Source organism: Bacillus swezeyi (genome assembly GCF_001969815.1).
GTDB classification, from domain to species: Bacteria; Bacillota; Bacilli; order Bacillales; family Bacillaceae; genus Bacillus; species Bacillus swezeyi.
Map to the genome: position 1 here is coordinate 327,164 of NZ_MRBK01000004.1, position 16,664 is coordinate 343,827.

At 42.8% G+C, this 16,664-nt stretch carries 13 protein-coding genes and 1 riboswitch; of the genes, 7 read left to right on the forward strand and 6 right to left on the reverse strand.

Annotated elements, in window-relative coordinates:
• Positions 1-6: 6 nt before the first annotated feature.
• The 3 genes from BTA30_RS04425 to BTA30_RS04435 all read right to left on the reverse strand — a co-directional run bounded on the left by BTA30_RS04425 (position 7) and on the right by BTA30_RS04435 (position 2,674).
• Positions 7-1,230, reverse strand: coding sequence for a tape measure protein (locus BTA30_RS04425; protein ID WP_076759763.1), 1,224 nt, complete (start codon positions 1,228-1,230; stop codon positions 7-9).
• A gap of 21 nt (positions 1,231-1,251) precedes the next feature.
• Complete coding sequence (locus BTA30_RS04430; protein WP_076759765.1) at positions 1,252-1,554, reverse strand: WXG100 family type VII secretion target; 303 nt, start codon at positions 1,552-1,554, stop codon at positions 1,252-1,254.
• Positions 1,555-1,837: 283 nt separating this feature from the next.
• Positions 1,838-2,674, reverse strand: a complete 837-nt coding sequence (locus BTA30_RS04435) for a YitT family protein (protein ID WP_076759768.1) — start codon at positions 2,672-2,674, stop codon at positions 1,838-1,840.
• Positions 2,675-2,761: 87 nt separating this feature from the next.
• A riboswitch (guanidine-I (ykkC/yxkD leader) is annotated at positions 2,762-2,867 on the reverse strand.
• 173 nt (positions 2,868-3,040) lie between these two features.
• On the opposite strand from BTA30_RS04435, the gene argR reads away from it, so the two are divergent.
• The 6 genes from argR to BTA30_RS04470 all read left to right on the forward strand — a co-directional run bounded on the left by argR (position 3,041) and on the right by BTA30_RS04470 (position 9,262).
• Positions 3,041-3,481: an arginine repressor gene (gene argR, locus BTA30_RS04440; protein ID WP_076759771.1), complete on the forward strand. Its 441-nt coding sequence runs from the start codon at positions 3,041-3,043 to the stop codon at positions 3,479-3,481.
• Positions 3,482-3,766: 285 nt separating this feature from the next.
• Positions 3,767-5,002 (forward strand): arginine deiminase, encoded by a 1,236-nt coding sequence (gene arcA / locus BTA30_RS04450; RefSeq protein WP_076760259.1) that lies wholly within the window; start codon positions 3,767-3,769, stop codon positions 5,000-5,002.
• Between the two features lie 29 nt (positions 5,003-5,031).
• A complete protein-coding gene (gene argF, locus BTA30_RS04455; protein ID WP_076759774.1) occupies positions 5,032-6,039 on the forward strand; it encodes an ornithine carbamoyltransferase in 1,008 nt (335 codons plus the stop codon).
• A 53-nt stretch (positions 6,040-6,092) separates the two neighbouring features.
• On the forward strand, positions 6,093-7,499 hold the full coding sequence (gene arcD, locus BTA30_RS04460; protein WP_076759777.1) for an arginine-ornithine antiporter: 1,407 nt from the start codon (positions 6,093-6,095) through the stop codon (positions 7,497-7,499).
• Positions 7,500-7,517: 18 nt separating this feature from the next.
• Positions 7,518-8,471 carry a carbamate kinase gene (gene arcC, locus BTA30_RS04465; RefSeq protein WP_076759780.1) on the forward strand — a complete coding sequence of 318 codons (954 nt, stop codon included), beginning with the start codon at positions 7,518-7,520 and terminating at the stop codon, positions 8,469-8,471.
• A gap of 113 nt (positions 8,472-8,584) precedes the next feature.
• Positions 8,585-9,262: a Crp/Fnr family transcriptional regulator gene (locus tag BTA30_RS04470; protein WP_076759782.1), complete on the forward strand. Its 678-nt coding sequence runs from the start codon at positions 8,585-8,587 to the stop codon at positions 9,260-9,262.
• Between the two features lie 69 nt (positions 9,263-9,331).
• Here BTA30_RS04470 and BTA30_RS04475 read toward each other — a convergent pair whose 3' ends face one another.
• Positions 9,332-11,485: a peptidase domain-containing ABC transporter gene (locus BTA30_RS04475; RefSeq protein ID WP_239693575.1), complete on the reverse strand. Its 2,154-nt coding sequence runs from the start codon at positions 11,483-11,485 to the stop codon at positions 9,332-9,334.
• 50 nt (positions 11,486-11,535) lie between these two features.
• Positions 11,536-14,736 carry a type 2 lanthipeptide synthetase LanM family protein gene (locus tag BTA30_RS04480; protein ID WP_411813137.1) on the reverse strand — a complete coding sequence of 1,067 codons (3,201 nt, stop codon included), beginning with the start codon at positions 14,734-14,736 and terminating at the stop codon, positions 11,536-11,538.
• 180 nt (positions 14,737-14,916) lie between these two features.
• On the opposite strand from BTA30_RS04480, the gene BTA30_RS04485 reads away from it, so the two are divergent.
• Positions 14,917-15,504, forward strand: a complete 588-nt coding sequence (locus tag BTA30_RS04485; RefSeq protein ID WP_076759788.1) for a flavoprotein — start codon at positions 14,917-14,919, stop codon at positions 15,502-15,504.
• A gap of 83 nt (positions 15,505-15,587) precedes the next feature.
• On the opposite strand, the gene BTA30_RS04490 is transcribed toward BTA30_RS04485, so the two are convergent.
• A complete protein-coding gene (locus BTA30_RS04490) occupies positions 15,588-16,241 on the reverse strand; it encodes a winged helix-turn-helix domain-containing protein (RefSeq protein WP_076759790.1) in 654 nt (217 codons plus the stop codon).
• Positions 16,242-16,664 lie beyond the last annotated feature (423 nt).

The window sequence follows — 16,664 nt, forward strand, 5'->3', positions numbered from 1 at the left end:
TCCCCCTTAACCGAACGACAGCTTACCCGAAAAGAAATTTTTGGCGCCATTCACAAGGGAGCCGGCAGTTTCCTTAGCCTTTTGAAACCCTTTCCCTACTGTTTCTGCGCCTTTTCGAATGCCTTCATTCACATTGTCGATGCCTTGATTAAAGGCTTGAACGCCTTTACCAGCCAGCTCAAACCCTTTCTTTGCCTTGTCGAGTCCAGCTTGAATTGGATTTTTCAGCAATAAAGCTGTCTTCTCAGCAATGCCCGCTGTGAGTTTTGCAGCCTGCTCTCCCACGATTCCTCCGATAAACGATCCGGCTGCTCCTCCAACAACAGTACCGACAGGGCCGAGAGTACTGCCAAGTGCGCCTCCGATTACCGCACCGGCAACAGATCCGCCTGTAATCCAAACCGTGTTATTGACGGCGTTTCCGACTGCCTTTGCATTTTCCCTTTTTAATACTTCGCGGTTATTGCCGTATTTGCTGTAGTTCTCTGAGATTTTCAAGCCCATTCCCACAGTCTCAGTGGCCCCTGTGATTAAAGCGGCTGTAATCGCATTTCCCTTTGCAAACTTGCCTCCGGCTTTTAATACGTCTTTAAACGCTGCTTTATTTCCCGCTTCATCGACCATTCCGGCTGCGAAACTCTTGATTTTATTCGTGAAATCGACAGTATCCTGCGGATAAAATTTTGTGAATTTCTTATGCACTAAGTCTGCAAAAGGCAGATTTGGATTCTTAAACAGATATTTTGGACTTAACAAAATTCTCGCCGCTCTGCTGTATTTAGACTCATCGATGATTCTGGAAAGATCCATAAGCAGCTTCGTATGTTTTACTGAATACAGGCCTGAACCGTCTTTCACAAATTTTGTGATTCCAAGTCCGTAATACTTGAATTGGGTCATCGATACGCCGGCCATCGCGGTGAGCGTACCGTAATTATCATATAAGTTGTACAGCTTTCTTAAAATATCGTCCTGCTCCGCAAATTTATCGGCTGTTTTGCGTATGTAGCGTTCATTGGCATCAAGCTTGCCGACAAGGTCACTGCCGCTTGACCAGGCATCCCCGACGCCCGAAAAGCAATGACTGTAGCGCGGGTCACAGCCCAGGATCATCGTTGTTAATTCAAGATGGAGGTCTTTATACAACTTCTCCATATCTGTCAGCTCTTTGACAAAATCATTTGCCAAACCTTCAAGCTTGTCTGGATCAACTAAGATTTCCTTTCCCATTCCGCTGCTCCTCTCTGCTGATTATTTCAATTTCTCTCTCTTTTTTCTTTCAAGCTCTTCCATTCTCATGATTTCTGCCTTCGTCTGCTCGATTTTTGCGGCGGCTGTCATTAATTCGCTGCTGATTTCGATTAAATCCGCTTCCAATTGTTGATAAGCAGCTGATGTCTGGTCAAAATCACTGTCAAACTGCTCCCGGGTCTTCCCTTTCCATGAAGCGGAATTCGCAGACATCCGGGTCTTTAGATGCAGCTCTGATTTTTTCACTTCATCAGCGGCTGATTTATATTGTTCCGCCAGTGCGATTACCCTGCTTGAATCCAACTATTTTCACTCCTTAAAAACAGGTCTTTTCGTTTAATTATAATCAAAATAACCGTTTGCCAAATCGTACTAAAGTATTATTTAGCTCCCTTTCATCTTAAATTTTGCTTAAAAATGCAATGTATGGAATAACCCTTTGGCAGGGAAGGCTAAAAGGCCATTTCAAAGCAGTGATTCACGGACATGAAAACAACTAGAAATAGACCAAAAGACCTTTATATTAGGTAAATGACATCACAGAATGCAAAAAAAAGGCTGCCGGTATCCTCCGGCAGCCCTTTCCTTATTTCGAGATATCTACAAACCCTTCACCAAATACATCCCTGACATCATGGATAATGACAAATGCTTTTTTATCTGTACTTTTAATAATTTTTTTCAGCATGGACAGCTCTTGTTTATTGATCACGATATATAAGATCTCTTTGGAATTGCCTGTATAATGGCCCCGCCCTGATAGTATCGTGACGCCGCGGTCCATCAGCGTGTTGACTTGCGCTGCGATTTCGTGTTTATGCTCGGAAATAATCGTGATCGCTTTTTTCGTGTTGAGGCCTTCAATAATGAAGTCCATGACCTTTGTGGCGATGTAGAGCATGACGATCGTAAACATCAATTTTTCCGCTCCGATGATAAAGTAGGAACTGAATACGACAACCAAATCAATCATCAATAAAGCGTAGCTGATATTCCAGTCAAAATATTTATTGGCGATTCTCGCCAGAATCGCAGACCCGGCGGTGGTTCCGCCGACACGGATAATCATGCCGATACCGACTCCGGCAAACATCCCGGCAAAAATCGTGCTGATGATCACTTCATCAGCCGGAATCACCCAATCCTCCGTGACATGCAGAAAGAATGAATTGGCGACAACCGCAATGATTGTGTAAACCGTCGTTTTTTTATCTAAAAACCGATATCCGATCATGAGGAGAATCCCGTTCAACACAAAGTTGGTGATGCCTGGAGACCATTGAAAAACGTAATATAAAATCAGCGTGATCCCCGTGACGCCGCCTTCTCCCAAATCGTTCGGAATAGCAAACAGATTCACGGCCAGCGCAAAGAAAAATGCGCCTATCATAATCATAACCATATCAATTGCTTTCTTTTTCATAACTGCAGCTCCTTCCTATATCTAAAAGTAATTTCCTATTTAAAAAGCAAAAAAGCCCCGGAGAAGGCTCTTTTGATCAAGAGCCAAAACTCCAGGGCTTTTATCCCTCCGTGTCATAACGAGTTCTCGTTATGTGTTTTCTCTCGGACCAGACCAAATGCGGAGCACCTGCGGAACCCTAGAAAACCACTTTTTCTCTCATTTTATCAATTTGTCATCTTCAAGCATTATAAGTGAATTTCTGGTGTCTATCAAGCCTTTTTTCCAGCCTAAAATATTTGGTTTTTTGTAAAATAGCTTCCATGTCAAAACAAAAAAACATCTTATAATAGTAGATATACGTCCTTGCCGAAGGGAGGCGCCCTGATGAATAAACAGAAACGGCAATGGCTCATTAAACAAACCATTCTCGAACATCCGGTAGAAACCCAGGAGCAATTGGCAGCTCTGCTGCAAAGCCGCGGCATAATGGCTTCCCAATCTACCATTTCCCGGGATATTAAAGAGATGTATCTTGTCAAACAGCTTAATGAAGCCGGAAAACTCGTCTATGCCACGAATACTTCTTTATCAATCAACCCTTCCAAAGTTCTGAAAGACAAAATTTCAGAAGTTGTCTTGCAGGTGAACCAGGCGGAAAACTTAATCATTATTAAGACGATGCCCGGAAATGCCCATGCCATCGGAGTCCTTCTTGATAAACTGGGACGACCGGAGATGCTGGGCTGTATATGCGGGAATGATACTTGTCTTGTGATTTCTCAATCACCAGAGACCGCCCAATCATTTTGTGAACATTTATGCTGATAGCTGATCCCCATTTGGATCAGCTCTTTTTATTTTGGAAGATATGATCCTACAAAAATTTTTTTTAAAAAAATCCTCAAAAAAATATACACGTTTTATACGATGTTTACTTTGCCCTGACAAGGACTCCATGTCATTTTGTCATATTTATTCACTTTTGTTTTTGCTACATCAAAAAACTTGTGAAATAGATCACATTTTTGTTGTTATCGCTTTCACATCGCAGCCCGCCTCGCTGTTTTAAGCTGTAAATGTAATAAAAACAGATTAGGAGGCGGGATGATCATGACAGCACCGATTCACATTTACTCAGAAATCGGCCATTTGAAAACAGTCATGCTGAAGAGGCCCGGGCGAGAATTGGAAAATCTCACACCCGATTACCTGGAGAGGCTTCTCTTTGACGATATTCCTTTTTTACCGGCCGTTCAAAACGAACATGACCAATTTGCAGATACCCTAAAAAAGCAAGGAGTGGAAGTGCTTTATTTAGAGAAGCTGGCTGCTGAAGCTTTAGGTGACACTTCAGTCCGCGAACAATTTGTCAGCGAGCTTTTATCTGAAAGCAAAGCAGATATAAACGGAGCTTATCACAGACTAAAGGAATACTTGCTCTCCTTTGAAGCCGAGTCAATGGTCGAACATGTGATGAGCGGAGTCCGAAAAAACGAAATCGAGCTGGGGCTGCGCTCTCACCTGCACGAGCTGATGGAAGACCACTATCCATTTTATCTCGACCCGATGCCGAACCTTTATTTTACAAGAGACCCGGCAGCCGCGATCGGCAGCGGGCTGACCATCAATAAAATGAAAGAGCCGGCACGCCGGAGAGAGTCCCTGTTTATGCGCTACATCATAGAACACCACCCGCGGTTTAAAGAACATGACATTCCGGTCTGGCTTGACCGCGACTTCAAATTCAATATCGAGGGCGGAGATGAGCTTGTGCTAAATGATGAAACGGTTGCGATCGGTGTTTCAGAACGCTCCACCGCACAGGCAATCGAACGTCTTGTCCGCAATTTGTTTAAACGCCAGGACCGGATTCGCCGGGTGCTTGCTGTCGAAATACCGAAGACCAGGGCCTTTATGCATTTAGATACCGTCTTTACGATGGTTGACCGCGACCAATTCACGATCCATCCCGCCATCCAGGGTCCGGAAGGCGATATGCGAATCTTCATTCTTGAGCGGGGAAAAACGGAAGAAGACGTTCAAATTACAGAAGAGCACAATCTGCTGGAAGTGCTGAAGAAAACGCTCGGCCTTTCAGATGTGAACCTGATTTTCTGCGGAGGCGGAGATGAAATCGCTTCAGCCCGCGAGCAATGGAATGACGGATCAAACACGCTCGCCATCGCCCCCGGTGTTGTGGTCACTTATGATCGAAACTACATTTCCAATGCCTGCTTGAGAGAACAGGGCATTAAAGTCATTGAAATCCCGAGCGGAGAGCTTTCAAGAGGCCGAGGCGGTCCGCGCTGTATGAGCATGCCGCTGTACCGCGACGATGTAAAATAGCGAATTCAGAAGAAAAAGGAGAGAGAAAAATGGCAAAAACAATTGACTTAAAAGGAAGAAGCTACTTAGCTGAAAAAGACTTTTCTGAAGAAGAAATCCTTTATTTGCTCGACCTTGCCCAACAGTTAAAAGATCAAAAGGCACAAGGGGTCAGACATCGCCATTTGGAAGGCAAAAACATCGCTTTATTATTTGAAAAACCGTCAACAAGAACGCGATGCGCTTTCACGACTGCTTGCATCGACCTCGGTGCACATCCTGAATACCTCGGCAAAGACGATATTCAGCTCGGTAAAAAAGAATCGATTGAGGATACGGCTAAAGTGCTTGGCAGGATGTTTGACGGCATCGAATTCCGCGGTTTTGAACATGAAAAAGTCGTATCTCTGGCCGAGCATTCAGGCGTACCGGTATGGAACGGTTTAACGGATTTATGGCATCCGACACAAATGCTGGCCGACTTTATGACAGTAAAAGAACACACCGGGCGCGTGAAGGGCGTGAAGCTCACTTATATCGGCGATGGACGGAACAATGTCGCCAACAGTCTGCTCATCGGCGGAGCCAAAGTCGGAATGGATGTGAGAATATGCTCGCCTGAAGACCTTTTCCCTGACCAGGACATCGTCAAAATGGCGGAAACTTTCGCTGAAGAATCCGGAGGAAGCATCACTGTAACAAGCGATATAGACAAAGCCGCGTCCGGAGCCGATGTGCTGTATACAGATGTCTGGGTCTCTATGGGGGAAGAAGATAAATTCGCTGAAAGAATCAAATTGCTGAAGCCCTATCAAGTGAACATGGAGCTTGTGAAGAAAACAGGCAATGAAAATGTCATCTTTCTGCACTGTCTGCCCGCCTTTCATGATCTTCATACAAAATACGGACAAAACGTGTATGAACAGCATGGCATCAAAGAAATGGAAGTGACGGATGAAGTGTTCCGCAGCAAACATTCTAAAGTATTCGATGAAGCAGAAAACCGGATGCACACAATCAAAGCTGTCATGGCGGCGACACTCGGCGATCTTGACTGACAGGAAAAGGGTGCAATTCCCTTTTCCATCCTATACCGAATGAGGTGACAAAAATGGCGGAAGAAAAAAAACTGGGGCTGTTTGCGCTCATTGCGCTTGTCATCGGGTCAATGATCGGCGGCGGAGCCTTCAACCTGGCAAGCGACATGGCTTCAGGAGCCGGAGCAGGCGCGATTTTAATCGGCTGGGTCATCACCGGAGTCGGCATGATCGCGTTGGCCTTCTCTTTCCAAAATCTGACGACGAAAAGACCTGATTTAGACGGCGGTATTTTTACTTATGCCAGGGAAGGGTTCGGCCATTTCATGGGATTCAACAGCGGCTGGGGTTACTGGTTCGCAGCCCTGCTCGGAAATGTGGCATATGGGACGCTGCTGTTCAGTGCAGTCGGGTATTTTATCCCCGCGTTTGGAAACGGCCAAAATATCGCATCGATTATCGGTGCAAGCGTGATTTTATGGAGCGTACACTTTTTGATTCTGCGCGGTATTCAGTCTGCTGCCATGATTAATTTGATTACAACCATTTCAAAACTGGTGCCGATTTTTGCTTTCATCGTCGCCGTCATCTTTGTTTTTCATCTTGATTTATTTACGGCCGACTTTTGGGGAAAAGGACTGTCGCTAGGCTCGATCGGAGCCCAAGTGAAGAGCACGATGCTTGTCACCGTTTGGGTGTTCACAGGTATTGAAGGGGCCGTTCTTTTTTCAAGCCGGGCCAAGAAATCAAGCGATGTCGGCAAAGCGACCGTTATTGGACTGATCAGTGTGCTGGTGATTTATGTGATGATCACCATGCTGTCGCTCGGCGCCATGAATCAACAAGACTTAGCCGGCCTTCCCAATCCTTCAATGGCTTCCATTATGGAGCATATCGTCGGCAAATGGGGTGCTGTACTGATTAACTTAGGTCTGATTATTTCAGTAATAGGCGCCTGGCTGGCCTGGACGCTATTTGCCGGAGAGCTGCCGCTGATTGCCGCACGGGAAGGCGTTTTTCCGAAGTGGTTCGGCAAAGAAAATAAAAACGGTGCTCCATCAAATGCGCTGACATTGACAAACGCTATCATCCAGCTGTTTCTGCTGACTTTTCTCATTTCGGATACAGCATACCAATTCGCTTTTTCCTTAGCATCTTCGGCAATCTTAATCCCGTATTTATTTTCCGGGTTTTATCAGCTCAAATACAGCTGGCTTCACAAGGAGCCGGATCGGATCAAAAACATCACGATAGGGGTGATCGCAAGCATTTACGGCATCTGGCTCGTCTATGCGGCAGGCCTTGACTATCTGCTGTTGACGATGATTTTATACGCCCCCGGCATCTTGGTATTCCGATCAGTTCGCAAAGAAAAAGAAGGACCCGCTTTCAATAAGGCTGAGCTTGTCATTGCCGTCATCATCTTAATATTGGCTATTATTGCCATCGTGAAATTAATGGCGGGAAGCATTTCAATTTAACAAACAGAGGTGTCTTAAATGAAAAAAAGAAAAATTGTCGTCGCGCTTGGCGGTAATGCTATTCAAACAGGAGATGACGCCAGCGCAGAAGCGCAGAAACGGGCATTGGAAGAAACGGCCGTGTATCTGGCAGATATGATTGACAGCGGAGCTGAATTGATCATCACACACGGAAACGGTCCGCAAGTCGGCAATCTGATGATTCAGCAAAAGCAGGCGGACTCTCCAAAAACACCTGCCATGCCGCTTGAAACGTGTGTATCGATGACACAAGGAATGATCGGCTGCTGGCTGCAAAACGCCCTTGATCAAGCGCTGCAAGCCAAAGGAAAGAACGGGCATGCGGCGACCGTGATTACTCGCGTCGCCGTGCGCAGCGATGATGAGGCCTTTCGCAATCCGACAAAACCGATCGGACCGTTTTACAGCGAAGAAGAAGCAAAAGAACTGATGAACAGCCGGAACGGCGACCTCGTTTTTAAAGAAGACGCCGGAAGAGGCTGGCGCCGCGTTGTGCCTTCACCGGCTCCTGTATCCATTCTTGAGTACGATGTCATCAATGATTTAGTGGAACAAGGCCATGTTGTCATCGCGGCCGGAGGAGGCGGCGTTCCCGTCATCGAAAAGAACCACGCGATTTGCGGTATCGACGCCGTCATCGACAAAGATTTTGCCGCCTGTAAATTGGCAGAGCTCGTTCATGCAGACGAACTGGTCATTTTAACAGGCGTCGATCATGTTGCCGTTGATTATTTAAAACCGACAGAACGGACGCTTAAACATGTGACAACTGAAGAGCTGAAGGGCTATATCAAAGAAAAACAGTTTGCAGAGGGAAGCATGCTGCCAAAGGTGAAAGCAGCCATTCAGTTTGCCGAAGCCAAAAAAGGAAACAAAACAGTGATTACCTCCCTGAAGCTGGCCAAGGAAGCTCTCAAAGGCAATGCCGGCACCATTGTCGAACAAGCTTAAGCTCCAAAGGAAGGGCCTTTCAAGGGTTCTTCCTTTTGCCAATCGTCAAAAACAGGTAAAATTTAAAGTATATAACCTTAGTTCATAAGAAAATGATAAGGGTGGTCGTTAATATGCAGAACAAAGACATCGTACATCAACTGAAAAGGTTTTCCCTATTCGCTTCCCTGAGTAAAAAAGAGCTGGAAAACATCAAGCAGTTTATCTATTGGCGGACTTACCACAAAGGCCAGATTTTATTTATGGAAGAAGACCCCCGGGAACGAATGTATCTCCTTCTCGACGGCTTTATTAAACTCGAAAAATCCAATGAAACAGGATCCATGTTTTATACCGACTACGTACGTCCTCATACACTCTTTCCATTTGGCGGCCTGTTTCGCGATGAACACTATCATTATGCCGCTGAAGCCTTGACAGATATTGAACTCTACTATATTCCCATGAACATTTTCGAAGATCTTGTAAGGGAAAATAAAAAACTTCTCTTTGATGTTCTCAATCAATTATCCGATATCCTTGCCCTTCACGAAGAAAGGCTCAAACGAATCACACTCTCCCATGCGCATGACCGGGTGACGCAAGCCATCTATTATTTGACCGAAAGCCTCGGCCAGAAAGAAAGGAATTCAACCGTGATCAGCTGTCCGATTACCGCCGCAGAAATCGCCAAAATCTCCGGCACCTCCCGCGAAACCGTAAGCGCTGTCCTGAAAAAACTCCGCTGTGAAGGGATTATCAGCCAGATGAACAAACAGATTATGATCAATCGCCCCGAGTATTTTGCGTAACATTGAACAAAAAGAAACCATACTTCTCTGCATATGACATCATCCCGTTTTTTTCGGGATGAATTCATGTCATAAAGAATAGGCGATCATTTTCCGTTTCTTTTCTTCCTCCTTCTTCCACAATTCATAATAGCGGCCTTTATTTTCTATTAATTCATGATGCGACCCTTGCTCAATGATTTCCCCGCTGTCTAAAACGACGATTTGATCGGCGTTTTTAATACCGGAAAGGCGATGGGAAATGATAATCCGAGTCGTCTTTGATTGATCAAAGTAGCTGTCAATTTTACTTTCTGTCAAGGTATCGAGGTGACTTGTTATTTCATCCAATATGACCACGGAGGGATTGTTGACAATAGCCCTGGCAATTGCTAGACGCTGCTTTTGCCCTCCTGATAAAAAGCTCCCATTCTCCCCTATGATCGTGTTATATCCCATGGGCATCTGCTCGATATCCTCATGCAGATCGACATGCTTAGCCGCGTTTATGATTGCGTCGAAGGACAGGTCTTTAAATCCTGAAATATTATTGGCAATCGTATCATTAAAGAGATAGCTTTCTTGTAATACAGCCCCCATTTTCCCCCGCAGTTCATAAAGGTTGATACCCGTTAAATCTTGATCTCCATAATAAACTTTTCCGGCATCTGGTCTGTACAATCCTAAAATAAGCCTTGACAGCGTTGTTTTGCCGCTGCCTGACGTTCCAATCAAGGCGGCTTTTGTGCCGGCTTTAACTGTTAAAGAAAGATTTTTTATGACCGGAGTGTTTCCATAAGAAAAGGAAACATTCTCAAGTCGAATATCTTGTTCTGCGATATTAAAATCCAAAGGTTTATGTGTGCTTCTTTCCGGCTCCGTTTTAAAAACGTCTCTTATTCTTTCAAGTATATCTCCAATAAATTGAAACTGCTGCATATGTCTGATAAGAGAAGCCACAGGCAGGAAAAAACAAGCTCCTAAAGCGCTAAACCCGATTAAGCCGCCAATGGTTAAACTGCCGTTTACTGTCTCCTTTAAACCAAAACCGATTAAAATGAGGGGGGCACAGAATTGCAGACTGCTGCTGATGCTCTCTAACACAGCATCTGTAAAAGCATGCCGTTTGAAGGACTCCGTTTGTTTCTTGTCATAATGAAGTGATCTCTTCACTATATATGGGTCCAGTCCATTTGATTTGATAAAAGGCATAGCTCGGAGCGCCTCAGCCATAAAGCTTTGAGAAGCAGTCTGAGCTGACAGGTTTTTTCTTTTCAAATCGTTTAGCTTTGGCATAATAAAAGCCATTAATAGCAATTGAAGCAATGCCAGTCCTATGGAAAACAAAGCGAGCCTCATCGATTGAGTGGACATGGCGGTAAAAATAGTCAAAAGCATCAGTGCATCAAGTATTGCACCTGAACCATTACGAACAATGATTTCTCTGATGACAGCAATATTATTGATCCTTGATGCAATATCTCCAGCAGTTCGATGTTCATAAAAACTCAACGGCAGTTTCAATACATGATTGATAAAGTCGTTTGTCATCTGTTGGCTGAATGACGCTTGCAACTTGATAACCCAATAGCTTCTGAGAAAAAACAGGCCTATGATGAAAAGAAGAAACAACATTCCAACTTCAATTTTCAAAAAATAGCTCAAGCTGTTTTCTAGAACAGCGGCATCAATCATTTCTTTCATTAAAAAAGGAATGAAGAAGATAAAAGCTTGTGTTAGAAGAGAAAAGATCAAAATGGATAATACAATCTTCCAGCTTTGTACTGCGTATTTCATATAATATTTTAAATCTGAATAAGAAGATCTTTGTTGAAAAGCATCCGTCTTTTCAAATGTTAAGATGACTTGACTGTAATGCTTCGCAAAATCTTCTTTAGTTATCTTTTTCCTTCCTGTCATTGGATCAATAATCTCTAAATGGTCTTTCTTCAAGCTCTCCAACACAACGAAATGTCGTTCATCCCAAAAAAGAATGCAGGGAACAATAGAAGAAATGTGGGCATACAGATCTTTCGCACATACTTGAAAGGCTCTGCATGTCAAGCCGTAACGGGACGATACCCCGGTTAATGTTTTGATTGAGACGCCGCGGCTTTGCGCGTTGCATGCTTCACTGATTTCATTTAAGGACACCTTACAGCCGTAAAAATGAAGAATCATCGATAAACAGGCGGGCCCGCATTCATTCTGTCCCATTTGTCTGATAAGAGGAACCTTTTTCATGATTGTCACTCCTAAAAAATTAGACCTTACTTAGTAAGGCCTAACCACATTTATAGGTTTAAATCTTGAGGTGATTGCAGCGTTAAAATTGAAGGCACTTGATCCGGCGAATAGATTTTCAGCAGCCCTATACCAATCCCTGAGTATCCCATCATTAAAGAAGGTGAATCATTATTTTTTTCAAATCCTGTCAAATATCCTCTTATTTTGATATCCTTTAAAATTTGATGACTCAGCGATGCTTCCCAATCATACAGTTCTTTATTTTTCAATGTTCTTGCGATGATCTGAAGGATTTCCAAATTCCCCAAGTCACCATGGCAAAGACAATGGTTCTGACCAAATCCGTTTTTAAGAATCGCTTTAGCAGCCGTCAGCGCTTCTTCTTTTATGATATCCTCGCGATGATAGGAAAAGATTAACGCACGGCTGAGCCCTATACCGGCTGCCCCGTTGCACCATGCTGTAAAATTGACATTCCGGTAATCCCCATTTTCAAGCTTGATGTCAGCCCAATTATTGAATTCCGGAATAAACAGAGTCCGTTCAAATTCCAGGCCTTGATCAGCCGCTTCTTTATATCTGCTTTCTTTCGTTAGCTCATATATTTCATAAAGAGCCCAAGAAATGCCTGCTGCCCCATGTGCAAATCCTGAGGCCGGAACCGGGTTCGCAGGCACCTTCCAGCCTGCTCCCTTGCTCATTTCCGACATATTGCGGATAAGCTGGTCTCCGCATTTTATGATCAATGACATGATTTTTTCATCTTTAAAACGTCTATATAGATTTTTTAAGACGATGGCTGTACCAGCAGCTCCTGTCAAAATATCATTATTTTGATCATTGGAGATGAATAGCTGTAATCTTTCTAAAGCCGGTTCAAGCTCTTTTTCAATTAAGTCCTGTTCCTTCCATAAAACAGATAAATGGTCCAATACGTAAAGATAGGAAGAGATACCGCCAAAAGCGCTTATATCTTTGGATGTTGGCAGACTCCTTTGCACAGGGACTAAGGCTTGTCTGGATATTTCCGTGAAGCGGGGGTCTTTTGTCATATGACCCAAATAGCCAAAGAATAATGATATCCCGGCTACACCCTCATATAGCGTACTGTTTGCCGGAGAGATTTTAAATTGATCTTCCCGCATATTGTCTACAAATGAACCAATCCATGAAAGGTCTTTTTGTCCTTCCTGTTCGCCCGGAATCGCCCTGACCGCTAAATATCTGCCGATTTTGACTGCCTCCTGCAGGAAATCTTCCGTTTTAAAGGAAGGAGGGATATCGGTTCTTTTTAATGTGTCTCGTTTTCCTGGCGAATCCTTCAAAACGAGAAAAGCCGTCCGAATAAAACCGACCTGCTCTTGAAAATCAATCTGATTTAAGCGGCCAATTTTAAGCTTGGCTTCTTCAAGCGCGCTCCTCTTGAAGAAATTCGGAATCAATTCTCCTTTTGAATCCCATAGGTGGGTGCCCTCAGGTTTGCTGACAAAGTATGGGATGTCGCCGACAAACAGATCTCTTTTCTCATGCAAGACAATGTTTTTCAAATGCGGATTGAGTTTTGTATCAAGCCACAGCTTATCCAAAATCATGTCTCTATCCAAGCCGTCCCTCATAAAATCCGGGTGAAGACTTATTCTGAGAAGATTGGAATATCTCGCTGTTCCTCTTAAAATTTGCCTGACAGAGATCCCCTTAAATGAATCCATTTGGGCTTTTATTTCTTTTTTATGTTTCATAAAGAAACGATAAAGTTCTTCAAATCCCAAGACAATACTTTCTTCAAAATGAGCTGCATTTTCCGTTTTGCCGTTTAGCATCGGCCGGTGAAAACTAACGGGTATTGGATAATTTTGTTCCTTTATGTGAACTGTATCTTTATTGCGGTCGACGATGACGGTTGTTTTGTGAGGAGATACTTGTCCTTCTTGCGCACCCAAGGCACTGAGGTCAATGCCTTCAATCCCTTGTTTGCTTCCAATTTTCCTTGGCAGAAGGCCGACACGGAGCACTGAACGCTCGATCCGGTCATGGGCTTTGCTGAAGGCGCTGTCATCCGAATATCTTGAATTGTTATGAAGCAATGACTCAAGGTCTATTAAAACGGGATATTCACCGTGAGCAATCAAATTCTGGTGATGGAAATCCACAGCATTCATGGCGTATAAAACGGCTAAAAAAGCCCCAATTCGCCAATAAAAATGCTCCACCTGCTGTTTGTTTTGACACTCCGTATAAGTAATGAATTCCGTCCATCCGTAGTGTTGTCTGTTAAGTGTCTGAACTGTTTTGAGATCGTGGGTTAATCCTTTTGAATTCAAGAAATGAATAAAGCGATTAAACTGTTCATCTATTTCAAGAGACCGGGGCTTGTACACCATTTTAAAGCCTGAATCAAAGCTTAAGATGGCGACCGTTTTTCCCCGGTTATGTGAGTCTGACACATTGCTTCCAGTGTCGATCCCGGTTATGATTCCAAGTGCCCGCCCATCATTAAAATGATCTGAAAGAAGCCGCTGGTCTTCATGATATCTTAATAATATGTCATATACATTATCAGTCCAAAACCTTGTCTTTGCTGCCAGCATTCGCGTAAGGACAACGTATTCTTCCCTTATCGCCTGCAAATATGATGGATCATTCAGCATCACTTCATTATAGTATTTTGCCCTGTCTTCTGAAGTATCACCTTGAAGCTGTCCGGTAACCCTTGCGACATTCAATTCCAAAATGAGCGTTCTGCTGCTTATAGATGCAAGGGCATCTGCAAGGTTCGTTATGAGTTGAATCTCGACATCCGGACTGAAGCTTTTCATGATTTCTTCATACCGCCCGGCTTGTTCTAGTTTCTCTTTCAATTTTCCTTTTGCTGCCTTAAGAAATGGTTTTACAAAATGAAAAAAAAGAATATCTTTGTTCACTTCAATCTCTGTTTGCTCATAGGCGCCGCTGTTCACCGATTGAATAATGCCTAACCATTCCTGATGATCGGCAGGATGGGCAAACTCTGTTTGATCTTGATCCAACGTATTTTTTAAGACATCGATATTCATATGATACGCCGATAAAATATCCTCCAGACGAATAGCTTCATCGCTTTCTACGAGCATCCTCCATCTTTCGAAACGCTTTTCCGATGCTTCGCTCCAATTCCCCTTATTTTCGCGGCTGATTTTTCTTTCTATTAAGGATGAAGCACTGCTCCATTTTGTTGACTGTTCAGTAAGTCCTGCTTTCAAAATGAACACCCCATTCTTTTCTATATAGAAATCTCCATAAACATATCACAATATTTGAAAATTAAAACAAATTATAGAAAATATAAGTTGGATTTTAAGATATCTTCTTAAAAAAAACTAATATTAAATATATGAATTACATTATTTCAATACATACCATATAATGAAATACAAAAACTGGAGGTTAAAATGGATTTTTCATACTTAAAAAACAAAAAACTTTTGATAGGTGTTTCAGGATCGATCTCATCAGTCGGAATATCTTCATATCTTTTATATTTCAGAAACTATTTTAAAGAAGTACGGGTTATTCTTACAAAATCGGCCGAAGATCTGATTCCTGCCAGCACCGTCTCCTACTTTTGTGACAAGGTTTATACCGATCAGAAAGATGAAAATGGGAAGCGTTACAGCCATGTTGAAATCGGGGGCTGGGCAGATATATATTGTGTTCTCCCAGCAACAGCAAACATATTGGGACAGGCATCCCAAGGGGCAGCCATTAACTTGCTAACGACAACTATACTGGCGCATCCCCATCAAACTCTTTTCTTCCCTGCGATGAACGATGTCATGTGGCAAAAAAAAGCGGTGGCTCGCAATATACAGCAGCTCCGGGAAGATGATCATATCGTCATTGATCCCGTAGAAATTATGGCTTTCGAGGTTTCAAGCGGGAAAAGAAAGCTTAACCGGGCCATCATTCCTCCGGATAAAGCCCTAATTGAAATGGCCGAAATCATAGAAACAAGGATTGAACATCAAGTAACATCATGATCATGGCATGAGTCTCTTAAGCAATGTGCTAAGAGGCTTTTTTCATCTGAAATAAGAACATATGATATATTCCTAAGATGTTTCTACAAATGTTCACTTCCTGTCATCTTTACAACTTTTTCTGTATAGCTGGATGACTGCTTCTTCTTAATAAGATAGCCTTTTCCAAATTTTGTTTGAATAATCTCGGGGTTTCCCAGGTTTTCTTCAATCTTCTCCCGCAGAGAGTTAATATAAACATATAAACTGGATCGACTGGTTAAATCTGCGTAACTGATCAATTCTTCAGATGTGACAATGTTGTTTAAATTTAAATAAAGCAGGTATAAGATTTTGAATTCTTGAGCCGGCAGCGGAATATACTCTTCTTTTTTCCAGATGCAATGTTTGCCGATATCAAAAAAAGTTGAAGGTGAAAGCTCAATAATATTTCTTTTTTTCTTTTTCATATTATCTAAAAGGTCAATAAAGGGGGTAAATGTAAAATCCAAAGCATCCTGAGATTCCAACGAGTCTAAAATGATAAGAGGACTGCTGATGTTTTTGAATAGTGACAGGTTCAAATCATTAGAAAGGCACTTATCCAATATCACAGCGGAAAAATTTTCGCTACCCGTCCTCCTTTTTAATTCACTAGAAGATTTGATACAAATGATTTCAACTCCATTAGGCTTAAAAACATGCCTTGTATAAGCTAAGAAATAGCTGTTTTTTGAAAAGACAAGTATTTTTTTCATCCAATTCTCCTATTCAACATAATGTGAAACTGCCGCCACCGGAGGTATCTTTAAGTCCGCTTCAATTGCCGCGAATTCAAGTTGAAAAATCTCATTCTTTTCATTCTGTATTCTCCCTGCAGCCATCCAAGAGAAAAAGGGCAGGCATACATAACAGAAATGATAAAATCTCAGCTGATTATTACAAATCTTTCGAAAATTAGAAGAGAAGCAAGCCCTGCTTTCAATAGGCTCAGCCTTTTTTCCGAGGTTAATATGTCATGAATATTATGATTTTTATATTTTGAAACCAAAAAGCTGTTTTCCTAAAAAAGCAGATCGGAAAACAGCTTCTATTCAAACTGTTTACAGCAGATATTTCAACCCTATAAGTCCTATGGATGCCAAATTCAATTGCAAAGAACAGCCGTATATTGGTCCTGC

What these genes read in the sequence shown, in the direction of transcription:
- BTA30_RS04425 (WP_076759763.1), bottom strand. Translation starts at nt 1,230, where the DNA reads ATGGGAAAGGAAATCTTAGTTGATCCAGACAAGCTTGAAGGTTTGGCA.
- BTA30_RS04435 (WP_076759768.1), bottom strand. Translation starts at nt 2,674, where the DNA reads ATGAAAAAGAAAGCAATTGATATGGTTATGATTATGATAGGCGCATTT.
- argR (WP_076759771.1), top strand. Translation starts at nt 3,041, where the DNA reads ATGAATAAACAGAAACGGCAATGGCTCATTAAACAAACCATTCTCGAA.
- arcA (WP_076760259.1), top strand. Translation starts at nt 3,767, where the DNA reads ATGACAGCACCGATTCACATTTACTCAGAAATCGGCCATTTGAAAACA.
- argF (WP_076759774.1), top strand. Translation starts at nt 5,032, where the DNA reads ATGGCAAAAACAATTGACTTAAAAGGAAGAAGCTACTTAGCTGAAAAA.
- arcD (WP_076759777.1), top strand. Translation starts at nt 6,093, where the DNA reads ATGGCGGAAGAAAAAAAACTGGGGCTGTTTGCGCTCATTGCGCTTGTC.
- arcC (WP_076759780.1), top strand. Translation starts at nt 7,518, where the DNA reads ATGAAAAAAAGAAAAATTGTCGTCGCGCTTGGCGGTAATGCTATTCAA.
- BTA30_RS04470 (WP_076759782.1), top strand. Translation starts at nt 8,585, where the DNA reads ATGCAGAACAAAGACATCGTACATCAACTGAAAAGGTTTTCCCTATTC.
- BTA30_RS04475 (WP_239693575.1), bottom strand. Translation starts at nt 11,485, where the DNA reads ATGAAAAAGGTTCCTCTTATCAGACAAATGGGACAGAATGAATGCGGG.
- BTA30_RS04485 (WP_076759788.1), top strand. Translation starts at nt 14,917, where the DNA reads ATGGATTTTTCATACTTAAAAAACAAAAAACTTTTGATAGGTGTTTCA.
- BTA30_RS04490 (WP_076759790.1), bottom strand. Translation starts at nt 16,241, where the DNA reads ATGAAAAAAATACTTGTCTTTTCAAAAAACAGCTATTTCTTAGCTTAT.